Raw genomic sequence first — 21494 nt, 5'->3', positions numbered from 1 at the left:
AAGCTTGGCTTCCCGCTCAGTCGAGCGGGAAATGACAGGCATATTGTTGTGCGCCTTCTCCCCTTAATTCGGGAGAAACCTGGCGACAATAGTCCTGCGCCTTCCAGCAGCGCGGGTTGAAGTGGCAGCCCGACGGCGGCTTCAAGGGCGACGGCAGTTCGCCCTGCAGGCGGATGCGGGTCTTCTCGCGCTCGGGATCGGCGATCGGGGTCGCCGACAACAAGGCGGCCGTATAGGGATGGCGCGGCCGGGCGAAGACTTCAGCGGCAGGGCCGGTTTCAATCGGGCGGCCGAGATACATGACCATCACCTCGTCGGCGATGTGATGGACGACCGAGAGACCGTGCGAGATGAAGAGATAGGCAAGGCCCATTTCCTTCTGCAGGTCCATCAGCAAGTTCAGCACCTGCGCCTGGATCGACAGATCAAGGGCCGAAACCGGCTCGTCGAGCACCAGCACTTTCGGCCGCAGCATCAGGGCGCGGGCAATGGCGATGCGCTGGCGCTGGCCGCCGGAGAACATATGGGGATAGCGGCCGTGATGCTCCGGGCGCAGGCCGACACGGGCCATCATCTCCTCCACCTTGCGACGGCGGGCGGCGGCATCGAGATCGGTATTGATCTTCAGCGGCTCTTCCAAAATTGCACCGACCTTCTGGCGCGGGTTGAGCGAGCCGTAGGGGTTCTGGAAGACGATCTGCACCTGGCTGCGCAAGCTGCGGTCGCCGACACGCGCCGGCTTGCCGTCAATCAGCAATTCGCCGGCCGTCGGATCCTCGATCATCGTGACCAGACGGGCGAGCGTCGACTTGCCACAGCCGGATTCGCCGACGACGGCGAGCGTCTTGCCCGAATGCAGGCTGAAGCTGACGCCGTTCAGCGCCTTGACGGTGGCGTCGGCTTTGAAGAGACCGCGGTTGACCGTGTAGAAACGGGCGAGATCCCTGCCCTCGAGAACAGCGCCCGTCATACCAGGTCTCCTGCAGTTTCAACGGCGATGACACCGGGATGCCCGAGCGGCTTACCCTCCTTCAATGGATAATTGCACAAAGCCTGGCCGAGCTCCGGGCCCTGGCGCACGACGCCACGATCGCATTCGACCGTGGCATAACCGCAGCGCGGCGCGAAGAGACAGCCCGTCGGGCGGCCGTGCTGGCCGGGAACGACGCCGGCGATCGAGGGCAGACGCTGGCCGACTTTGGCGCGTTCCGGCAGGGCGGCGAGCAGAGCTGCCGTATAGGGATGATGCGGATCGCGGAACAGTGCCCTTACCGGCTGTTCCTCGACCTTCTGGCCGGCATATTGCACTTGAACGCGCTCGGCGGTTTCGGCAACGACTCCCATGTCGTGGGTGATCAGCACCAGCGCCATGCCCTGCTCCTTCTGCAGGCGAACGAGCAGATCGAGGATCTGTGCCTGGATCGTCACGTCGAGCGCGGTCGTCGGCTCGTCGGCGATCAGGAGCTTCGGATTGCAGGCGAGCGCCATGGCGATCATGACGCGCTGGCTCATGCCACCGGACATCTGATGCGGAAAGTTCGACAGACGGTCTTCCGGAGCCGGAATGCCGACGAGGTTCAAGAGCTCGATAGAGCGTTGGCGGCGCTCCTTGCGGTTGAGGCCCATATGAAAGCGCAGCGTCTCGCCGAGCTGGAAACCGACCGTGAAGCACGGATTGAGGCTCGACATCGGCTCCTGAAAGATCATCGCCATATCCTTGCCGATGATCCTGCGGCGCTGGCGGGCGGAGATACCGCGCAGATCCTTGCCGTCGAACTGCATCCGGTCGGCGGTGATCTTCGCCGTCCAGGGCAAAAGCCCCATCAGGGCCAGCATGGCCACGGATTTACCCGAGCCGGATTCGCCGACGACCGACAGGATCTCGCCCTTGTCGCAGGCAAGCGACACGCCGTCGACGGCGCGGAAGAGACCGGAAGAAGTCTGGAATTCGACCGTCAGATTTTCAATCTCGAGGAGTGACATCACGACCTCTTCAGTTTGGGATCGAGCGCGTCGCGCAGGCCGTCACCCATCAGGTTGATGGCGAGAACGGTGATGAGGATGGCAAGACCCGGGAATGTCACCACCCACCAGGCGCGCGAGATGAACTCACGGGATTCGGCCAGCATCGTTCCCCATTCGGGCGTCGGCGGCTGGGCGCCCATGCCGAGAAAACCGAGGGCGGCGGCATCGAGAATCGCCGCCGAAAAGGCGAGCGTCGCCTGAACGATCAGTGGCCCAAGACAGTTTGGCAGGATCGTCTTGAACATCAACCGGAAGGTGCCGGCACCGGCGACACGCGAGGCGATCACATATTCCTTCTCACGCTCCGAAATGACTGAGGCCCGCGTCAGCCGGACGAAATGCGGCTGGTTGACCAGCGAAATCGCGATCATCGCGTTGGTGAGGCCAGGCCCGAGCACGGCCACCAGCACGAGAGCCAACAGCAGCGACGGGAAGGCCAGGATGATGTCCATCAGGCGCATGATTGCCGTATCGATCTTACCGCGGAAAAATCCGGCAACGAGCCCGATCAGGACTCCCGAAATGACCGAAAGCGTGACGACGACGACGCCGATGAAGAGCGAGAACCGCGCGCCGTAAATCAGGCGCGAGAGGATGTCGCGGCCGACGGCATCCGTTCCGAGCGGGTAAGAGGCGCTACCTGCCTCCATCCAGAACGGTACGGCGAGCAGCACCTGGCGGTTCTGCTCGTTCGGCGCATGCGGCGCAAAGAGCGGCGCAAGGACTGCAACGACCAGGATGATGCTGAACACCACGAGGCCGATGACGGCGCCCTTGTTGCGGGAGAAATAATGCCAGAACTCCGCAAGAGCGGATGGCTGGCCGGTTTTGACGGTGACCGTGCTCATGGACCGCTCCTAATGACGAATGCGCGGATTGATGAAGCCATAGAGAACATCAACAATCAGATTGACCAGCATGATGACGCCCGCGATCAGCAGAAGGCCGCCCTGGACGACGGCGTAATCGCGCTTGAAGACCGAATCGACCATCCATTTGCCGATACCTGGCCAGGAGAAGATCGTCTCGGTGAGGATGGCGCCGGCAAGAAGAACGCCGATCTGCAGACCGATCGTGGTGATGACAGGGATCATCGCATTGCGCAGCGCATGCACGCCGACGACGCGCAGCGGCTTCAAGCCTTTGGAGCGTGCGGTGCGGACATAGTCCTCGCCCAACACTTCGAGCATCGCCGAACGCGTCTGGCGTGCGATGACGGCGAGCGGGATGGTTGCCAACACGATGGTCGGCAGAATGAGGTAGCTGACGGCCGAGGCGAAGGCTCCCTTCTGGCCCGACAGCAAGCTGTCGACGAGCATGAATCCGGTGACCGGCTTGAAGAAATACATCAGCGAGATGCGGCCGGAAACCGGCGTCCAGCCGAGATAGCCGGAGAAGAAGATGATGAGCAGCAGACCCCACCAGAAAATCGGCATGGAATAACCGATGAGGGCAACTCCCATCACGCTCTGATCGAACCACGTGCCTCGCTTGACGGCCGCAAAGACGCCGGCGGGCACGCCAAGACAGACGGCGATAATGATGGCACAGAGCGAAAGCTCCAGTGTTGCCGGGAACAATGTGAAGAACTCGCCGAGAACGGGCCGCTTGGTGACGATCGAGGTGCCGAGATCGCCTTGCAGCACTTTTCCGAGATAATCGAAATACTGCACATATATGGGCCGGTCGAAACCGAGATCGTGCATGATCTGGGCGTGACGTTCCGGCGCCATCACACGTTCACCCGACAAAAGCATGACGGGGTCGCCGGGGATCATGCGGATGAACGAGAAGGCTATCAGCGAAACGCCAAGGAATGTCGGGATCAGCACCGCGAGGCGGCCGATGAAAAAACGCAACATAGCAGGTTTTCCAATAGTTTCCGGCGGTCAGGGGAACCTGACCGCCGGCCGCACCCGGCGTTGACCGGGCAGTTTACAGATTTTTTATTATTCGGAAATGTCCACACCGTCGAAGCGGTGAATTCCGAGCGGGTCCATGAAGAAGCCCGAGACCTTCTTGCTCATCGGAACGAAGACCAATGAGTGGTTAATCGTATTCCAGGGAGCTTCCTTCTTGAAGATCAGCTGAGCCTGCTCATAGGCCTTCGTGCGCTCGGCGACGTCGGCCGTCAGCTTGGCCTTCGTCATCAGATCGTCGAATTCCTTGTTGCACCACTGAGCGCGGTTGTTGCCGCCGACAGCATCGCAGCCAAGCAACGTATCCATGAAGTTGTCAGGGTCGCCGTTGTCGCCGGTCCAGCCAAGGATGACGGCACCGTCGCGATTCTTGTCGGACGAGAGCTTCAGATATTCGGCCCATTCATGGGTGACGATTTCCGCATCGACGCCGACCTTGGCCAAGTCGGCCTGCATCAATTCTGCGGCGCGGCGCGCGTTCAACATGTACGGACGCGAAACCGGCATCGCCCAGATCTTCATCTTCAGATCCTTGACGCCGGCATCTGCCAGCATCTTCTTCGACGCATCGGGATCGTACTTGTCGTCTACGACGGCATCGTTATAGGACCACATCGTCGGCGGGATCGGGTTCTTGGCAACGGCCGCAGCACCCTGGAAGACGGCGTCGACGATCGCCTGCTTGTTGATCGCCATGTTCAGCGCCTTGCGGACTTCGGCCTTGTCGAAGGGAGCAATCAAGGTGTTGTAAGCGAGATACGAAACGTTCAGGCCGGCCTGCTCGAGCACGGTCAGGTTCTCGTCCTTCTTGAGTTCGGCGACGTCGGCCGCATTCGGATAGGGAATGAGGTGGCATTCGCCGGCCTTCAGCTTCTGCGCGCGGACGGCAGCATCAGAGGTGATCGCGAAAACCAGATCGTCGATCTTTTCCTTGCCCTTGAAATAGGTTTCGTTCGCCTTGTAGCGGATAACGGCATCCGGCTGGTAGGCGACGAAGGTGAACGGGCCGGTGCCGAGCGGCTGCTGGTTGAGCTGCGCCATCTTGCCGTCGGCGGCAAGCTTGTCGGCATATTCCTTGGAGACGATCGAGGCGAAGTCCATGGCCAGGTCGGCGAGGAACGGCGCTTCGGGATGATTGAGGACAAACTTGACGGTGAGGTCATCGACCTTCTCGATCGACTTGATCAGCTCAGGAAAGCCCATGCCGGCGGCGTATTCGTAAGAGCCGCCCTCGACATACTTGTTCCACGGATTGTCAGCCTTGAGCTGACGCTCGAACGAGAAGATGACGTCGTCGGCGTTGAGATCGCGCGTCGGCGTGAAGAAGTCGGTAGTCTGGAACTTGACGCCAGGATGAAGCTTGAAAGTGTATTCCGTGCCGTCGGCCGAAACGCTCCAGCTGTCAGCCAGGCCCGGCTCGATCTCGGTCCCGCCATGCTTGAATTCGACGAGGCGGCTATAGACTGTGCGCGACGACGCGTCGAAGGTCGTGCCTGCCGTATAGAGGCTGGGGTCGAAGCCTTCCGGCGAGCCCTCGGAGCAATAAACAAGGGTCTTGGACCAGGCCGACGTCGCCATGACGGAAATCAGGGCCGTCGCTGCCAGCAGGACAGAGATCTTTTTCATAATATTGTTTCCCGGTTGTTCTTTTTTGATGTTTGGAGACCGTAGATTGCCATCTCGGTCGACGCTCGATGGAACGATATTTATTTACTGAAAGCAACGGGCTACGCAGAAAATTTTTCCAGCTGGACAATTTTAGAAATTTTCCGTCAAAAATCAGCCTCATTCGGAAATATTCGCACAAAAAAGACCGAAATTTTGTCGCATTTGGTATAAAAGCGCGCCCATCGCGACACGCAGCCGGCATTTCCCCGTATTCCTGATGCCAAGGAGATGCCCGCAAAAACAAAAACCGCGGTTGCTGGGGGCAACCGCGGTTCAGAAGTGCGTCCTGGTCTTTTGATCAGGCGGCAGGGGCAACGATCGCGGGTTTGCGATAGGCCGGCTCGCCGGTGATTCCGAGAAGGAAATTGATCTGCGGACGCGCCTTGACGAGGTCGTCGATGGAGTATTCCGACAGCACGGCAAAGAAAGCGTTGAGCGCCTTGCGCAGCGCCGAATTCAAACCGCAGCTGTCGACCAGCGGGCATTCGACCTCACCGTCATCCTCGAAGCACTCGGCCATGGCGAAGTTGTCTTCCGTCACCCGAACGACGTCGAAAAGACTGATGTCGGCGGCCGGTTTGCCCAAGCGCACGCCGCCGTTGCGCCCGCGCACGGTTTCGACCAGACCCGCCTTGTTCAGCGGCTGGAGGATCTTGAAAAGAAAGAGCTCGGAAACGCCATAGGCCCTGGCGATTTCCGGAATCCGGCTCAAGTGCCCGTCGTTGGCAGCACAATACATCAACATGCGAACCGCATAGTTCGTCTGCTTCGTCAACCGCATGCCATTCTCCTGACTCGTCTGTTCAGACCTATATAGGCGGTTTGCTAGTTTTGAACAATTCCAAAATATGAAATTCGCATTCAGCTTATGAGGCCATTTGCCGCGACGTCAATCCCGCCTCAGGACCTCGACGTAATCGAGGATCGCCTGCTTGCGCTCGGGTGTGCCTGGATGGGTGGACAGCATGCTGGTGCGGGAATGATCGCCGAGCTTGGCTTCCAGCAGATCGAAAAACCTGGCGATCGCGACGGGATCCATACCGGCCTTGCGCATCAGTTCGACCGAGCGCCGGTCAGCTTCAGCCTCGGCGCTGCGGGAATAGGACAATGCGAGCAGACCGCCGCCTTGCGTCAGGATATCCTCGACGCCGGAGCCAATATCGCCGGCAATCAGCATGACGAGACCGGCGATGCCCGCGGCCCGATAGAGCTGCCTCAGGCTGTGCTTGTATTCGACATGGCCGATCTCGTGGGCGAGAACGCCTGTTATCATCTCGTCGTCGCCACCCGCCAATTCGATCAACTGGTCGGTGAGGACGATATTGCCGTCGGGAAGCGCGAAGGCATTGGGACCGATCAAACCGCCATTGCGAAAATTCAAGACATAGCGGTCGGCGCCGCCTTCGGCATTGGCGGCCACCTTTCGAAAGCGATCGGCGATTTCGGCCTGCCGGATCTCCGTTATGTGGCTTGGAGACAGGGCCGTCGTGTCAAGCGTGTTGAGAGCGCCATAGGACATCATCTCAGATACGACAGGCGGCGTCACGAAGATGGCGACTTCGACGAGCGCCGGCAACGCATAACGATAGATTCCGACAGCAAGCAGAACGACCGCGACCGCGAAGACGAAGATGCGGGGATGAAACTCCTCAAGCCGATGCACCCATCCGCTTTTGCCGCCAGCGCGAAGAAAGGCATCGATTGCGTCATTGTCGGCGCTCTCGAAGACCGAACCGTCGGTAAAGACCGCACGCCGGGGGATCGATCCGACGCGCGCCGTAAAGGAGACCTCTCCGATGGCGCCATCGGAAAGAGCCGCATCCTCCGTGGTGACGGCGATGAGGCGCCCGCCCCGCGACAGCAGGCGGGCGGGAACGGCGGCGCTCGAATGCGGCGGATACCATTCCCCCGTCGCGATGGTTTCTCCGTCAGAAACCAAAATCAAGCCCTTCCATGCTCATATATTCCGAACCGATGGCAGTGCCGCTGGCTTCAAACTGCGTAAAGACCTCGCCGATCTCGCCTTCGATGCGGATCGCTGTGTGCTCGGTGACATAACGCGCCAGCCGAACCGCCGCCCAGGGGCGCATCAGACCGAGGGTGAGCACCGTCACCACGACGTTCGATATGGCGATCCAGGCATAACGCGCACGGGAAAGATCGCTCCGCAAGACATGCTGGCCGTCGATCTGCGTCGACGACCAGACGATGTTGTGGACGGCCGCCCGATAGATGAGACCGGCAAGGCCGTAGATGATGATGAGGCCGAAGACGACCAGATACATTCCCGACACCACCATGAAGATAAGTGGATCACTCTCAACCGATCCGGCATCAGAAGCCTGTATCCCGACGACTATGATCGCAACCAAGGCAGAGAGCACGACCGCGCCCAGCACGACCATCACGGCCGGGATGACAAGCGCGCCGTAAAGCGCGCTAACTTTGGGATCCGTTTGGAACGGACGGTTGCCGTAGCGGAGATTGTTGAAGATGTAGCGGTTGAGCCAGCGGCTGGCGAAGGGGGCCAGCAGACCCAGCGACAGGACGGCGACGAGGCTTCCGAGCATGACGGAGACGAAGGCGCCGCCGGCGGAGCCGGTGAAATCAAATCGGACGTTGCGATAGCTGGTTACGCGGGCGTTGAAACGAAGGCCCCTCACGATCAGCCAGGGAAGTGCGATGAGGATGAGGACCGTGGTTACTAGCGAGAACAGCGGATGAATCACCGCCAGAATGTTGGCCACGATAACGAAGGCCACCACAATGAGGCGGCCGATAAAGATCTGCATGCCGGTGGCGTGATATTCGAAACTGCGGCCGAGCAAGACGGTGTTGCCGTAGAAATAACGGTTTCGCCGCACCTTCGCCCAGGCCGAATAGATGCCGAGCGTTATGATCGTCAGAAGAACGTTGACGATCCAGATGCCGAAATATTCCGATGCCGTGCCGGTGAACCTGGCACGCTCGAATGCGTTCGCCGCGGCGCCCGCGGACACTCGATTATCCATATTTTGCTTCCCCCAAAGCGTAACAAGCCCACCGGCTCATGACGGGAATCACGTGACCGGCAGCTCATCTGAAAGCAAATCTGGCAAAAATCAACAACTTAGAATCGAAAAATCCGGGAGCCGAAAGGCCCCCGGATTGCAGATTGAAGATTGGAAGCTTGTGAAGATTACTTCATCGTCGGCATGACGAATTCCGCGCCGCTCTTGATGCCGGAGGGCCAGCGGGCGGTGACGGTCTTGGTCTTCGTCCAGAACTTGATCGAATCCGTGCCATGCTGGTTGAGGTCGCCGAAGCTCGAGGCCTTCCAGCCGCCGAAGGAGTGGTAGGCAAGCGGAACCGGGATCGGAACGTTGATGCCGATCATGCCGATATTGATGCGCGAGGCGAAATCGCGGGCGGCATCGCCGTCACGGGTGTAGATGGCGACGCCGTTGCCATATTCGTGCTTCATCGGCAGAGACAGCGCCTCCTCATAGTTCTCGGCACGAACGACGGAGAGAACAGGCCCGAAGATCTCGGTCTTGTAGATATCCATGTCAGGCGTGACATGATCGAACAGGCAACCGCCGACGAAGTAGCCGTCTTCATAGCCCTGGAGTTTGAAATCGCGGCCGTCGACGACGAGCTTGGCGCCTTCCTCGATGCCGCGGTCGATCAACCCACGAACACGGGTATAGGCTTCCTTGGTAACGAGCGGGCCCATGTCGGCCTTGTCGTCGGTGTAGGGGCCGATGCGCAGGGATTCGATCTTGGGCGTCAGCTTCTCGACGAGGCGGTTGGCAGTCTCTTCGCCGACCGGAACGGCAACCGAGATCGCCATGCAGCGCTCGCCGGCCGAACCGTAGCCTGCGCCCATCAGCGCGTTGACGGCCTGATCCAGGTCCGCATCGGGCATGATGATCATGTGGTTCTTGGCGCCGCCGAAGCACTGGGCGCGTTTGCCGTTCATCGCCGCGGTGCCATAGACGTATCGAGCGATCGGCGTCGAGCCAACGAAGGAGACGGCACCGATATCGGGATCGGTAAGGATCGCGTCGACCGCACCCTTGTCACCATTGACGACGTTGAGGATGCCGGCGGGCAGACCGGCCTCGATCATCAGTTCGGCGAGGCGGATCGGCAGGGAGGGATCACGCTCGGAGGGCTTCAGGATAAAGGCGTTGCCGCAGGCGATTGCCGGCGCAAACATCCACATCGGGATCATGCCCGGGAAATTGAAAGGCGTAATGCCGGCGCCGATGCCGACCGGCTGGCGGATCGAATACATGTCGATCGCCGGCCCGGCGCCCTCGGTGAACTCGCCCTTGGCGAGATGGGGAATGCCGCAGACGAACTCGCAGACTTCGAGGCCGCGGATAACGTCGCCCTTGGCATCCTCGATCGTCTTGCCGTGCTCCTTGGAGAGGATTTCGGCAAGCTCGTCCATGTGCTTGTTCAGGAGTTCGACGAACTTGAAGAAAACCCGGGCGCGGCGCTGCGGATTGGTGGCAGCCCATCTCGGCTGCGCAGCCTTGGCATTTTCGACGGCGGCGCGCAATTCCTCGACGCTTGCGAGCGCGACCGTCGCCTGCACTTCGCCTGTTGCCGGATTGTAGACATTGCTGACGCGGCCGCTGGTGCCGGCAACCTGCTTGCCGCCGATGAAATGACCGATCTCACGCATGGGTGTTCCTCCTGTTTTTGGATGGCCGACAATCGCACTTCAATTTGCACAAATCAATGCGCTGATATAAGCAACCGTTGTGCGCAAATTATAGCCCTATCACTGCATCAGGCGCTGCCGCTGCTTTCAAACTTGGCACGGCACGCCAACAAGTCAAACGCCGACAAGTCAAACCCTGGGGGAGGTCAAACCGATGAGCCGGAAACCCGTCGTCAGAATGGCGGAGCTGGAGATCGATCCGGACACGCTTGAAACCTATCGCGCCTTGCTCACGGAAGAAATCGAAGCATCCGTCGCGCTGGAAGACGGCGTCCTTTCCCTGAGCGCTGTTTCCGTCAGGGACAACCCAAACCTGATCCGTATCCTTGAAGTCTACGCCGACCAGGAAGCATACGAGGCCCATCTGCGGACACCGCATTTCCTTAAGTACAAGAACCAGACGGCGCACATGGTGACATCGCTGACGCTTATCGAGGTCGATCCGATCGCAATGCGTGCCAAGCCATGAACTGGGATGATGTTCGTATTTTCCTCGCCGTCGCCCGCACCGGGCAGATCCTTGCCGCCTCGAAGCGGCTGGGGCTCAATCACGCCACGCTCTCGCGCCGACTGACTTCGCTGGAAGAGGCGCTGAAGACGCGGCTTTTCATCCGCCGCACGAATGGCTGCGAGCTGACGGCCGAAGGCGAAGTGTTCCTGGCATCCGCAGAGCGGATGGAAACGGAAATGCTCGCAGCACAGGCCAGCCTCGGCCACACAGATACGGCAATTGCCGGGACCGTGCGCGTCGGGGCGCCCGACGGCTTCGGTGTTTCCTTCCTTGCGCCGCGCATGGGCAGGTTGATTGAGCGCCATCCGGCACTGAAGATCCAGCTCGTGCCGGTTCCGCGCTCTTTCTCGCTCTCGCAGCGCGAGGCCGATATCGCCATCACGCTCCAGCGACCGGACCAAGGGCGGCTCGTTTCCTCGAAGCTGACGGATTACACGCTCGGCCTTTATGCCTCGCGAAATTATCTGGCGTCACAGGGAGCACCTGCCGATATCGACGCGCTCAAGGGCCATCGCCGCATCGGCTATGTCGAAGACCTGATCTTCACCGCGTCCCTGAATTTTTCCGGTGCAGTCATGCGCAGTTGGGATGCAGGCTTCGAGATTTCGACGGCGATCGGACAGACGGAGGCGGTGCGAACAGGCGCCGGCATCGGCATCCTGCATGATTATATCGCCAGGCAATATCCGGAACTCCAGCGCATTCTGCCGGAGGTTTCGATCCGGCGCGCCTACTGGACGACCTATCACGAAACGGCGCGCGACCTGCTACGCGTCAGGAGCGTCGCCGATTTTCTTCAGGAACTCGTCAGCGCCGAACGGCACATCTTTCTCTAAGTCTCGAAAGTGTGTTTTGCCGGTTCGTCGTTCTCGTCGGGATTGGGAACCGGCGCTTCGTCGGGCAGCCGGTCAGGCTCCGGTTCCTTGATCGGAGGCTCTGGCTTCCAGCCGGGCCCGGGCATCGGCGGCTGGTCTGGAATGGGTTCGTTGGGCACGGACATGACCGCCTCCCTTTCATGATTTCCGTTTACGCGACGTTCGGGGTTATTTGTCCGGCTTCAGCGATTCGGCAGCACGCATCGGCATGCTGTCGATGATGGCGAAGAGCTCACCATCGGTAATCGGCTCGCTGGCCTTGAGCTTCACGGTGCCGTCCTTGCCGAGCAGGAAAGCGGCGAATTCTCCGACCTCCGGCGCCTCGAGATCGCGGCGGATCGCTTCGCCGTCGAGGCCGTCAGCCGCACCGAAGATCGGTCGAACGCCGGCACCGGAAATCTTCAGCACCACCAGGTCACGCTCATCGAGGGCCGAGCGGTTGGCCAGCAGCTGATTTTCCTGCCGGGCGGCGCGGGAATTATCCCTGTCGGCGAATAGGATGAAGACGCGGTTCTTCCACTGGAACTGGGCGAGGCTTTCGATCGGCGCATAAGCGCTGTTGGTCTCGTCGATCTTGGTCGCGCCGTAGAGCAGGGTTTTCGACATGCATATTCTCCCGTTAACATGGAGAACGACGCGGTGCGGCATGGGTTCCATCGAAACGATAGGAACCAAGTTTTTCATTCTGATGGTGGGGGGAAATGGTACGGTTGGGGGGTCTCGAACCTCCGACCTCAGGTGCCACAAACCTGCGCTCTAACCAACTGAGCTACAACCGCATAAATCGCGCTTGGCGCGACGGGGGTCACATACGAGGACTTGGCGATGAATTCAAGCCCCATTCCTCGTCAATATACAAAAAGGCTGGACGCGAGGTCCAGCCTTTTATCTCCGATCGGTAAAGATCGATCAGGCAACCTTGAAGGAAGCCATAGCCTTTTCGGCGGCGTCCTTGGAGGGCTTAGCGAGCTTCTCGGCCACCTGCTTGGTGGTTTCCTGGATCGACTTCGCCTGCTCGACGGTGAGTTCGGCCTGCTTGCGGATGAACGAGGTCTGCAGCTCGAAGAATTCGGCCGGGGACTTGACACCGAGCAGCGCTTCGAAGTGCGTCAGCGAGTTCTCAGAATTGATGCGCAGGATGTCGATCGCCTTCAGGCCGATCTCGACGCTGCCGGCCTGTGCCGTCTGGACAGTGGCTTCGAGCGTCTTGCCGGCTTCCTCGCCAGCGGTCTTCAGCTTGGCATAGGCATCCTTCGACTGCTGAGCGCCTTTTTCGGCGAATTCACGGAAGGATTCCGTGAACTTGGATGGGTCGAAAGAAGCGATTGAAAAAACGTCGTCGGTCTTTATGGTAGCCATGGGTCGCATCCTTTGGGTTGAGGCAGCCGCTGCCTGCGTTAGTTGGATGATGCTTATATAAGACATTTCATTGTGCATTGCAACAATTATTGTGCAGTGCACAAGACGTTAACCTTTCCGGCCGAAAACCCCCTGCTCTTCTGGACCGGCATGCGCCCCGCAGTTATTAATAAGCCGTTAATTTAAGAAGGCCGACAGCGACAAGGTTCGAACATGCCCGCAGTCCAATATCCGTTCATCGATATCGCCGTGCACGCACGGGTGCGGGAACGCTTTTCACGCGGCGAGGCCATGGTGCTGTTTTCAGCCGATCTTGCGCGCCTGCTCTGGGCGAACGGTGCAGGTGCCGAGCTTTTCGGCCATTCGGCAGTTTATGACCTGCTCGATCAGGGGGTCGACCGCACCGACATCACCTTCCGCCAGCTGGAAACGGCGGCGCGCCAGCTGACCGATATCGGCGACAGCCGCAGCCTGATGATCCGCGTCGCCAGGGGCTTCCAGCGTGCGCAGGTGCAGGCTGCGGCCGAACTGATCCGGCTTTCCCAGGGCGAAAAGGCCATCCTGTTTTCGGTGCCGGTCTCGGCAAAGCCCCTCGCGGCCGGCGCATCGGCCGCCCAGATGCTGCAGGGACTTGATGATCCCGATACGCATATGGCGGTGATCGGCGCCGATGGCGAAGTCATCGCGGCTTCGCCGGGCTTTGCCTCGCTCGGGATCTCCGAGCAGACTGCAAAGACCTTGATCAACCTTGCCGGCGCGCATCCCGACCGATTGGTGAAGCGACCTGTCGCCACCAGCAGAGGCAATCTTCCGGCCGCGGTCGGCAAGCTCAGCGACGATCCGGCGCTCAATCTGCTCTTTGCGGTGGAGACCGCGATCGGTCATCTCGACCCGCTCGACGCACCCACGCTCGATCCGGTCGATGCGCCCACGCTCGATCCCGTCGATGCGCCCGCGCTCGACCCGGTCGATGCGCCCGCACAGGAAGAAAGCGCGCCGCCGGCCGAAGTGCTTCAAGACGACCCTGTCACCCCAGCAGGCTTTACCGAAATCATCGACGCCGTTTCGGGGATCGAGGAGGTCGAGGAGACTCTCGAAGAGATCGCCGGCGAAAACGAACAGCCAGCCGAGACAGACGCGGCATCCGCAGACGAGGCGAGTGAAGAGACCCACCCTGCCGCGGATGCGGAGCCGGAGAGCGACGGCGACATGATCGATAGAAGCGCGGATGAGGCCACCGAGCCCGCCGCGATCATCGAGGACGATGTGACCTCCATTGCGGAGACGGTGGAAACGGCGACGGCGGCGGAACCGCCTGTTGAAGCCGGCGAAACGCCTGTCGAAGAGGCGCCGGCAGCGGTTCACGAAGAACCCGCCATCGCACCGTCTCTCGTCCCCGATACGCCCCCTGCCCCTGAGCTTGCGGCTGAGCCCGGCTTCGTCTTCAGGCCGAACAGCCGCGCCACGCGCTTCGTCTGGAAGATCGACGCCGAGGGCCGGTTCACAGAGGTCAGCCACGAATTTGCCGAGGCCGTCGGTCCGCATGCGTCCGACATTATCGGTTCTGCCTTCGGCGATGTCGCCGCCCTCTTCAATCTCGATCCTGACGGCAAGCTTTCCGAGGCGCTCGCCCGCCGCGACACGTGGTCGGGCAAGACGATCCTCTGGCCGGTCGAAGGCACCAGCCTCGTCGTTCCGGTCGATCTGGCGGCGCTGCCGACCTATACCCGCAACCGCGACTTCGATGGCTTCCGCGGCTTCGGCGTGGTCCGGCTTTCCGATGCACAGGAAGATACGCTGGCGCTCGGCCTGACACTCGGCCCTGATGGTATCGGCCATGATGCAGCGAGCCTCGGTCCGGTTGCAGAGCCCGTCGCCGAAGTGGCAGATGAAGCGGAAGCCGCCCCCCAAGAGGTCTCGGCCGAAACCATCGCAGCGGAAGAGATCGACGACCAAGCGTTTACGGCAGCCGAGCCGGAGACCGAAGAGACAGGATCGGAAGAGATCACTGCCGAAAAGGCGATCGTGCAGACATCAGCGCCGGAGAATGCCGTAGAAGAACAGGCGGTCGGCGCCGACGAAGCACCTGCCGCCGAGCCGGCAGCGGATGTTTCGGACGAGCCGCCGGCGCTTCGGATTTCGGAAACGCCCAATCGCCGTTTCTCCGACAAGATCGTTCAGCTCCACAACAGCGGCGCCGGACTGACGGCTGCCGAACAGGCCAATTTCCGCGAGATCGCCAAGCGCCTCGAAGCCTTCGGCACCCGCAAGGAAGAGCCTGTCGCCCCGGCGCCGATGGAACCCAACGCCGCGGCGCCGATGGAACCCAGCGCCACGGAAACAACCGGCTTCGAAGAGGCCTCCGGACCCGAAGCGTTCGAGGGCGAAACACCCACTACCGACGAGGCAGACATATCGTCGATCGAGGAGATCGCGCCGCAGGAAGCGATCCTCGAGAATGCCGTCGAGGCGGAGCGCGAAGACGATGGCGCCGCCGAAGAGCCTGACGTCATCGCCGAGGACGAGGCAACGGAAGGGCTTGAGGAGACGACCAGCCAGATCGAGGTTCTCACCAGCTTCATCCCGCCGCGCATCAAGATGACGGACGGGCTTTCGGTGGGAACGGTCGACCAACTGCCTGTTGCCGTGCTCATCCATATCGGCGATGCGCTGATCCATGCCAATCCGGAATTCATGCGGCTGACGGGCTACGGCACGCTCGAGGCATTGCGCGAAGTGGGCGGCATCGAAGCCCTGCTGCAGCGCCGCGAACTCGAGGAGAATGCCGCAGGCTCCGGCACCATGATGCTCGTCAAGGCTGATGATACGCTGGCGCCGGTGACCGCGCGGCTGCAATCTGTGCGCTGGGAAGACGCCAACGCCCTGATGCTGGCGCTGATGCCGGTGGAAGGCAAGGAAGATGGCCGCAGCGACGCAAGCCGCTCCGATGGCCGGTCCGAGGGCCGCTCTGAAGGCCGCCCCGAGCGGATGGTCGAGAAGGTCGCTAAACTCCAGGTCGAAGTGGAAGAATTGCGCTCGATCCTGGAAACGGCGACCGACGGCGTCGTCGTCATCGGCACGGAGGGCGACATCCGCTCGATGAACCGGTCGGCCAGCGCGCTTTTCAATTACGACGAACAGGAAACTCGCGGCAAACCCTTCGTCATGCTGTTTGCCCATGAGAGCCAGAAGGCAGTCATCGACTATCTGAACGGCCTCTCCGACCATGGCGTGGCAAGCGTGTTGAACGACGGGCGTGAAGTGATCGGCCGCGAGGCCGCCGGCGGCTTCGTACCGCTGTTCATGACGATGGGCCAGCTCACCTCCTCCAACGGCTATTGCGCCGTCATCCGCGATATCACCCAGTGGAAGCGCACCGAGGACGAGCTGCGCAACGCCAAGGGTGCGGCCGAAACCGCCAACGCCCACAAGACCGATTTCCTCGCCCGCGTCAGTCACGAGATCCGCACGCCGCTCAACGCCATCATCGGCTTTTCCGACATGATGGCCGGCGAGCGCTTCGGGCCGATCGGCCATCCGCGTTATATCGAATATGCCAACGACATCGGCCGCTCCGGCCGGCACGTCCTCGATATCGTCAACGACCTGCTCGACATTTCGAAGATCGAGGCGGGCGAGATGGATCTCGATTTTGCCGCCGTCGGCCTCAACGAGGCGGTCTCCGAGGCTGTGGCTCTGGTACAGCCGCAGGCGAACGGCCAGCGCGTCATCATCCGCACGGCGCTGTCGCATGCGGTACCCGAGGTCGTGGCGGATCTGCGCTCGATCAAGCAGATCGCGCTCAACATCCTGTCGAACGCCATCCGCTTCACCCCGTCAGGCGGGCAGATCGTCGTTTCCACGTCCTATGAAGCCAATGGCAGCGTTGTGTTGAGGGTCCGCGATACCGGCATCGGCATGACGCGCAGCGAACTCGACCAGGCGATGAAGCCGTTCCGGCAGGTCTCCTCGACCCAATCGCGTCACCGCGGTGACGGCACCGGGCTCGGCCTGCCGTTGACCAAGGCGATGGTGGATGCCAACCGAGCGACCTTCTCGATCAATTCGGCGCCGAACGAGGGCACGCTCGTCGAGATCACCTTCCCGTCGCAGCGGGTGCTGGCCGGTTGATAAAGAAAAGGCAGCCAGGAGGCCGCCTTTGAATTTGGTGCTGTTCAACAAGAGCTCAGTCGATCAACGTCATGTTTCGGAGGCCGGAAGGCCCCAGGCCGCATCGTTCATGTGCGGCCCCCAAGTTAGCTTCACCTTTGACAAACCTTTCTTAACGAAAGGTTTCCATGACAGGAAATTGATAAAGGGTGAAAGCTTGTAATCTACGATCGCTGTCAATCCTTCAGCTCGCTTAGCCCGGCGAAGAGCCCCAGCGCCTCTGGATTGGCAAGCGCTTCCTGGTTCTTCACCGGCCGGCCGTGAACGACCTCGCGCACGGCAAGCTCGACGATCTTGCCGGACTTGGTGCGGGGAATATCGGCAACCGCGATGATCTTCGCCGGCACGTGCCGCGGCGAGGCGCCGGTGCGGATGCGGGTCTTGATCGCCTTGACGAGATCCTCGGTCAGCGTCACATCCGGGGCAAGGCGGACGAAGAGGATGACGCGCACGTCGTCGTCCCAGTCCTGGCCGATGCAGAGCGCCTCGGCCACCTCCTCCATCTGCTCCACCTGATTGTAGATCTCGGCCGTGCCGATTCGAACACCACCAGGATTGAGCGTCGCATCCGAGCGGCCGTGAATGACAAGGCCGCCATGCTCCGTCCATTCGGCGAAATCGCCGTGGCACCAGACATTGTCGAACCGGTCGAAATAGGCGGCGCGATATTTGGCGCCGTCGGGGTCGTTCCAGAACATCACCGGCATCGAGGGGAAGGCCTTGGTGCAGACGAGCTCACCTTTCTCCCCACGCACCGGCTTGCCGTCATCGTTCCAGACGTCGACCGCAAGGCCGAGGCCGGCCCCCTGGATTTCGCCGCGCCAGACCGGCTGCAGAGGATTGCCGAGCACGAAGCAGGAGACGATATCGGTACCGCCTGAGATCGAGGCGAGCTGTACGTCTTCCTTGATGCCCTCGTAGACGAAGGTGAACCCTTCCGGCGACAGCGGCGAACCGGTGGAGGTCATCAGCCGCAGGCTGGAGAGATCGTGGCTGACGCGCGGCGTCAGCCCGCCCTTGCGCACCGCATCGATATATTTCGCCGAGGTGCCGAAGATGGCGAATTTTTCGGCCTCGGCATAGTCGAACAGCACGTTGCCATCGGGGGCGAAGGGCGAACCGTCGAACAGGCAGAGCGTCGCGCCGCTGGCGAGACCGCTGACCAGCCAGTTCCACATCATCCAGCCGCAGGTGGTGAAATAGAACAGCTTCTCGCCCGCCTGCAGGCCGCAATGCAGCCGCTGCTCCTTGAGGTGCTGCAGCAGCGTGCCGCCGGCCGAATGCACGATGCATTTCGGCACGCCTGTCGTGCCCGACGAAAAGAGAATGTAGAGCGGGTGCGAAAAGCCGAGCTGCGTGAACTCGACCTCCCTTGCCTCATAGGGCGCGACAAAGGCGTCAAGCGTTAAAGCCCCCGGCGTCTTGCGCGCCACGGCCTCCGCATCGCCGGCGTAGTGGACGATGACCGTGGGCACACCCAGATTTTTTGCGACCGTGGCGACCTTGGCGCCGACATCCTGCAGCTTGCCGGAATACCAATAGGCATCGCAGGCGATGAACAGCTTCGGACGGATCTGGCCGAAGCGGTCAAGCACACCCTGCTCGCCGAAATCAGGCGAACAGGACGACCAGATGGCGCCGATCGAGGCGGCGGCGAGCATGGCGGCGACGGTCTCCGGCATGTTCGGCATCATCGCGGCGATGCGGTCGCCTTCAGAGATGCCGAGTGCTGCGAAGGCCTGCTGCAGCTTCGAGACCAGCACGCGCAGCCGGTCCCACGACCAGCGGTCCTCGGCCTTGTCCTCGCCGCGGAAGATGATGGCATCGCCCTCGCCGCGGCCCGACAGAAGGTTCTCCGCGAAGTTCAGCGTCGCATCGGGAAAGAAGCGAGCCTCCAGCATACGGTCGCCATTGGCTAACACCTCTACGCCGCGCACTCCCTTGACGCCGCAGAAATCCCAGACGGTCGACCAGAAATTCTCCCGCTCGGCCACCGACCATGCATGCAGATCCTCAAAGCCTGAAAGAGAAAGCCCGAAATCGGCATTGCAGCGCTCCATGAAGGCATGGATCGGGCTTTTTGCAACGGCATCCTCCGAGGGCACCCAAAGCGGTCTGTTATCTTGCATTCAATCCTCCTCCCCAATACCGCCCTTATATCATGCTGCATTGCGTTATAAAGTACGGAACCGGCGCGATCCGATGCCGTCAATTCAAAGTTTACAGCGTCCTTTGCGCGTCTGAAAAGACGTGCGGCGCTCTAAGAGATTTGCATATGCCTGGCATTTCCTATATCCGGCGAAATCAGCGCATAACGGGATGACCGGCTGAATTTGCCGGCGGAGATCATGAGCACGTCAAGACATCGCAGGTGGCGCAGGAAGATCGGACCCGTTTCGCGCTGGCTTCCGGCCTTCGCCCGCCTGTCGACGGTGTTCCTGCTGATCGCGCTGGCGCTTTTCGTGGCGCTCAGGGTTGCCGCACCCTATCTCATCTCGACCGGCTTCGTGCGCTCCGGTATCGAGGACGCGCTGTCGAAATGGACCGGCTACCATGCCGAGATCAAGGGTAGTCCGGTTCTCGAATTCTGGCCGACGCCGCGCATCACGCTGAACCAGATCACCATCCGCCAGCCGCGCGAAAGCGGCGACAAGCTGCTCGGCAGCATTGAAAGCCTGTCGGCCGATTTTAGCCTCATCGATGCGTTGAGAGGCCGGACGAGCTTCCATGAATTCCACCTGGTGCGCCCCAAGCTGGCGCTGACGCGCGACGAGAAAGGGCTGATCGACTGGAGTTATGCCGGCCTGCTCGCACGCGCGATCAGCGGCGTGCGTTACGAAAACGGAGCTGAGGTGCTCGATCCCGATCTCGATGCCGAGATCGGCGCGGTGACCGTCGAGGACGGCACGCTTGTGGTCACCGACATCAAGTCCGCCACGACCTATCACTTCGACAGCGTCACCGCCGATATCGCCTGGCCGAGACTATCCGGCGCGATCTCGGCGGTGGTCATCGCCCGTATCAACGGCGAAGACCTGAAGGTCGATTTCGCCTCGCGCCAGCCACTGCTCGCCTTTGCCGGCAGGAATGCCGAGACACGAACGTCGCTCACATCAAACCTTTTGACCGCGCACTTCCAGGGCATTGCCAGTATCGCCAATCTTTCGGCCCTTTCCGGCAATATCACCGCCAGCATTCCCGATTTGCCCGCACTTCTGACATGGTCGGGCAAATCGATCCCCGGCATCGCAACGCTGAAGAGCGCTTCGCTGGAATCCGACATCATGTCGTCGGGCAACGGCCTGCGTTTCAACAATCTCAGTCTTTCGTTGAACGAAGCGAGCGCCACCGGGGTGATGGACCTTTTCACCCAACCCGGCAAACGACCGAAGATCGGCGGCACGCTCGCCTTCGACCAGATGAACCTCAAGCCGTTCCTCGACGCCTTTGCGCTCAGGCTCGCCGCCGGCGAGGGGGAGGAAATCTCCGCCGGCATAAGCGGACCGCTGCGGGCGCTCGATGTCGACGTCAGGCTTTCGGCACGGCGCGCACAGATGGGTCTCTTCGAGCTTTCCGATGTCGGCGCCAGCATGATCGTTGCCGGTGGCGAGGCCAAATTCGATATTGGCGACAGCCAGTTCGAAGGCGGTGAAATGACCGCGCATCTGGAAGCGACGCAGCGCGACTTCGACGGCGGCGGCAAGCTGCAGCTGTCGATCCGCAATGCCAATTTCGCAGCCCTTGCCGAGCGCCTGCAGCTGAAAGGTCCGTTGCCGCTTGCAACCGGATCGCTCGATCTCGACCTGCAGTCGCCGAAGGCGATCTGGACGACCGGCATTGCCGACGTCACCGGCAAGCTGCACTTCTGGACGGGAGAAGGTACGATCCCCGGCATCGATGCCGCAGCACTCCGGACGCAGGCGGCCGAAAAACCGTTCTTTCCGCTGAGCGCGGCGGCAGGCGGCGCCTTCGCCTTCAACCAGCTCAACCTTCAGGCCGATTTTGCCAACGGTTCCGCCGAAATGCACGACGCCCGCATCGCCGGCGCCACACAGACGCTGACGCTTTCCGGCGTCATCACCTATCAGTCGAACGGGCTGGCGCTTTCCGGATCGCTTGATGCAACCGATCCTGCCAAGGCGGCGGAGCTGCCGCTTCTGCCGTTCTTCATCGGCGGCTCATGGCCGAACCCGGTGATCTCGCCGGTTCCGCTTTTCGGCAATACGCCTCAGGCGCAATAAAGCGCGAGGAGC

17 protein-coding genes and 1 tRNA gene are annotated in these 21494 nt (G+C 61.1%); 4 read left to right on the top strand and 14 right to left on the bottom strand.

The features are described 5' to 3' along the window. Positions 1 to 16 precede the first annotated feature (16 nt). From FY112_RS32685 to FY112_RS32645, 9 genes are all read right to left on the bottom strand, one after another. Complete coding sequence (locus tag FY112_RS32685; RefSeq protein WP_017959058.1) at positions 17 to 970, bottom strand: peptide ABC transporter ATP-binding protein; 954 nt, start codon at positions 968 to 970, stop codon at positions 17 to 19. Further along, the gene (locus tag FY112_RS32680) at positions 967 to 1983 is read right to left on the bottom strand and encodes an ABC transporter ATP-binding protein (protein ID WP_151520246.1); all 1017 of its coding nucleotides are present in this window, start codon (positions 1981 to 1983) and stop codon (positions 967 to 969) included. The genes FY112_RS32685 and FY112_RS32680 overlap by 4 nt, the downstream gene beginning before the upstream one ends. Beyond that, entirely contained in the window at positions 1983 to 2873 is an 891-nt protein-coding gene (locus FY112_RS32675) for an ABC transporter permease subunit (protein WP_131619305.1), read from the bottom strand. The genes FY112_RS32680 and FY112_RS32675 overlap by 1 nt, the downstream gene beginning before the upstream one ends. Before the next feature lie 9 nt (positions 2874 to 2882). Beyond that, complete coding sequence (locus FY112_RS32670) at positions 2883 to 3887, bottom strand: ABC transporter permease subunit (protein WP_017959055.1); 1005 nt, start codon at positions 3885 to 3887, stop codon at positions 2883 to 2885. Positions 3888 to 3974: 87 nt separating this feature from the next. Next, positions 3975 to 5570 (bottom strand): ABC transporter substrate-binding protein, encoded by a 1596-nt coding sequence (locus FY112_RS32665; protein ID WP_017959054.1) that lies wholly within the window; start codon positions 5568 to 5570, stop codon positions 3975 to 3977. Positions 5571 to 5910: 340 nt separating this feature from the next. Beyond that, complete coding sequence (gene rirA / locus FY112_RS32660; protein WP_017959053.1) at positions 5911 to 6393, bottom strand: iron-responsive transcriptional regulator RirA; 483 nt, start codon at positions 6391 to 6393, stop codon at positions 5911 to 5913. 108 nt (positions 6394 to 6501) lie between these two features. Next, a complete protein-coding gene (locus FY112_RS32655) occupies positions 6502 to 7551 on the bottom strand; it encodes a M48 family metallopeptidase (protein ID WP_131644430.1) in 1050 nt (349 codons plus the stop codon). Next, on the bottom strand, positions 7541 to 8623 hold the full coding sequence (locus FY112_RS32650; RefSeq protein ID WP_131644429.1) for a YjgN family protein: 1083 nt from the start codon (positions 8621 to 8623) through the stop codon (positions 7541 to 7543). The genes FY112_RS32655 and FY112_RS32650 overlap by 11 nt, the downstream gene beginning before the upstream one ends. 167 nt (positions 8624 to 8790) lie before the next feature. Next, positions 8791 to 10287, bottom strand: coding sequence for a CoA-acylating methylmalonate-semialdehyde dehydrogenase (locus tag FY112_RS32645; protein WP_151520245.1), 1497 nt, complete (start codon positions 10285 to 10287; stop codon positions 8791 to 8793). Between the two features lie 193 nt (positions 10288 to 10480). On the opposite strand from FY112_RS32645, the gene FY112_RS32640 reads away from it, so the two are divergent. Both FY112_RS32640 and FY112_RS32635 read left to right on the top strand, forming a co-directional pair. After that, positions 10481 to 10795, top strand: a complete 315-nt coding sequence (locus FY112_RS32640; protein ID WP_131619309.1) for a putative quinol monooxygenase — start codon at positions 10481 to 10483, stop codon at positions 10793 to 10795. Continuing rightward, positions 10792 to 11673, top strand: coding sequence for a LysR family transcriptional regulator (locus FY112_RS32635; RefSeq protein ID WP_151520244.1), 882 nt, complete (start codon positions 10792 to 10794; stop codon positions 11671 to 11673). The genes FY112_RS32640 and FY112_RS32635 overlap by 4 nt, the downstream gene beginning before the upstream one ends. On the opposite strand, the gene FY112_RS37080 is transcribed toward FY112_RS32635, so the two are convergent. The 4 genes from FY112_RS37080 to FY112_RS32620 all read right to left on the bottom strand — a co-directional run bounded on the left by FY112_RS37080 (position 11670) and on the right by FY112_RS32620 (position 13071). Next, complete coding sequence (locus tag FY112_RS37080; RefSeq protein WP_017959047.1) at positions 11670 to 11837, bottom strand: hypothetical protein; 168 nt, start codon at positions 11835 to 11837, stop codon at positions 11670 to 11672. The two genes, FY112_RS32635 and FY112_RS37080, sit on opposite strands and share 4 nt — an antisense overlap. Positions 11838 to 11880: 43 nt before the next feature. Next, entirely contained in the window at positions 11881 to 12318 is a 438-nt protein-coding gene (locus FY112_RS32630; RefSeq protein WP_131619311.1) for a DUF4174 domain-containing protein, read from the bottom strand. Positions 12319 to 12414: 96 nt separating this feature from the next. Continuing rightward, positions 12415 to 12491, bottom strand: a tRNA-His gene (locus tag FY112_RS32625). 130 nt (positions 12492 to 12621) lie between these two features. Then, the gene (locus tag FY112_RS32620) at positions 12622 to 13071 is read right to left on the bottom strand and encodes a phasin (RefSeq protein WP_131619312.1); all 450 of its coding nucleotides are present in this window, start codon (positions 13069 to 13071) and stop codon (positions 12622 to 12624) included. A gap of 213 nt (positions 13072 to 13284) precedes the next feature. Between FY112_RS32620 and FY112_RS32615 the strand changes: the two genes are divergently transcribed. Next, positions 13285 to 17202, top strand: a complete 3918-nt coding sequence (locus tag FY112_RS32615) for an ATP-binding protein (RefSeq protein WP_151520243.1) — start codon at positions 13285 to 13287, stop codon at positions 17200 to 17202. A 215-nt stretch (positions 17203 to 17417) separates the two neighbouring features. On the opposite strand, the gene FY112_RS32610 is transcribed toward FY112_RS32615, so the two are convergent. Continuing rightward, a complete protein-coding gene (locus tag FY112_RS32610) occupies positions 17418 to 19370 on the bottom strand; it encodes an acetoacetate--CoA ligase (protein WP_151520242.1) in 1953 nt (650 codons plus the stop codon). A gap of 219 nt (positions 19371 to 19589) precedes the next feature. Between FY112_RS32610 and FY112_RS32605 the strand changes: the two genes are divergently transcribed. Next, on the top strand, positions 19590 to 21482 hold the full coding sequence (locus FY112_RS32605) for an AsmA-like C-terminal region-containing protein (RefSeq protein WP_151520241.1): 1893 nt from the start codon (positions 19590 to 19592) through the stop codon (positions 21480 to 21482). Positions 21483 to 21494: the final 12 nt, after the last annotated feature.

Source organism: Rhizobium sp. PEPV16, from assembly GCF_008919455.1.
GTDB classification, from domain to species: Bacteria; Pseudomonadota; Alphaproteobacteria; order Rhizobiales; family Rhizobiaceae; genus Rhizobium; species Rhizobium leguminosarum_Q.
The sequence above is the reverse complement of the archived record's forward strand: the minus strand, read 5'-3'. Positions and strand labels throughout refer to the sequence as shown.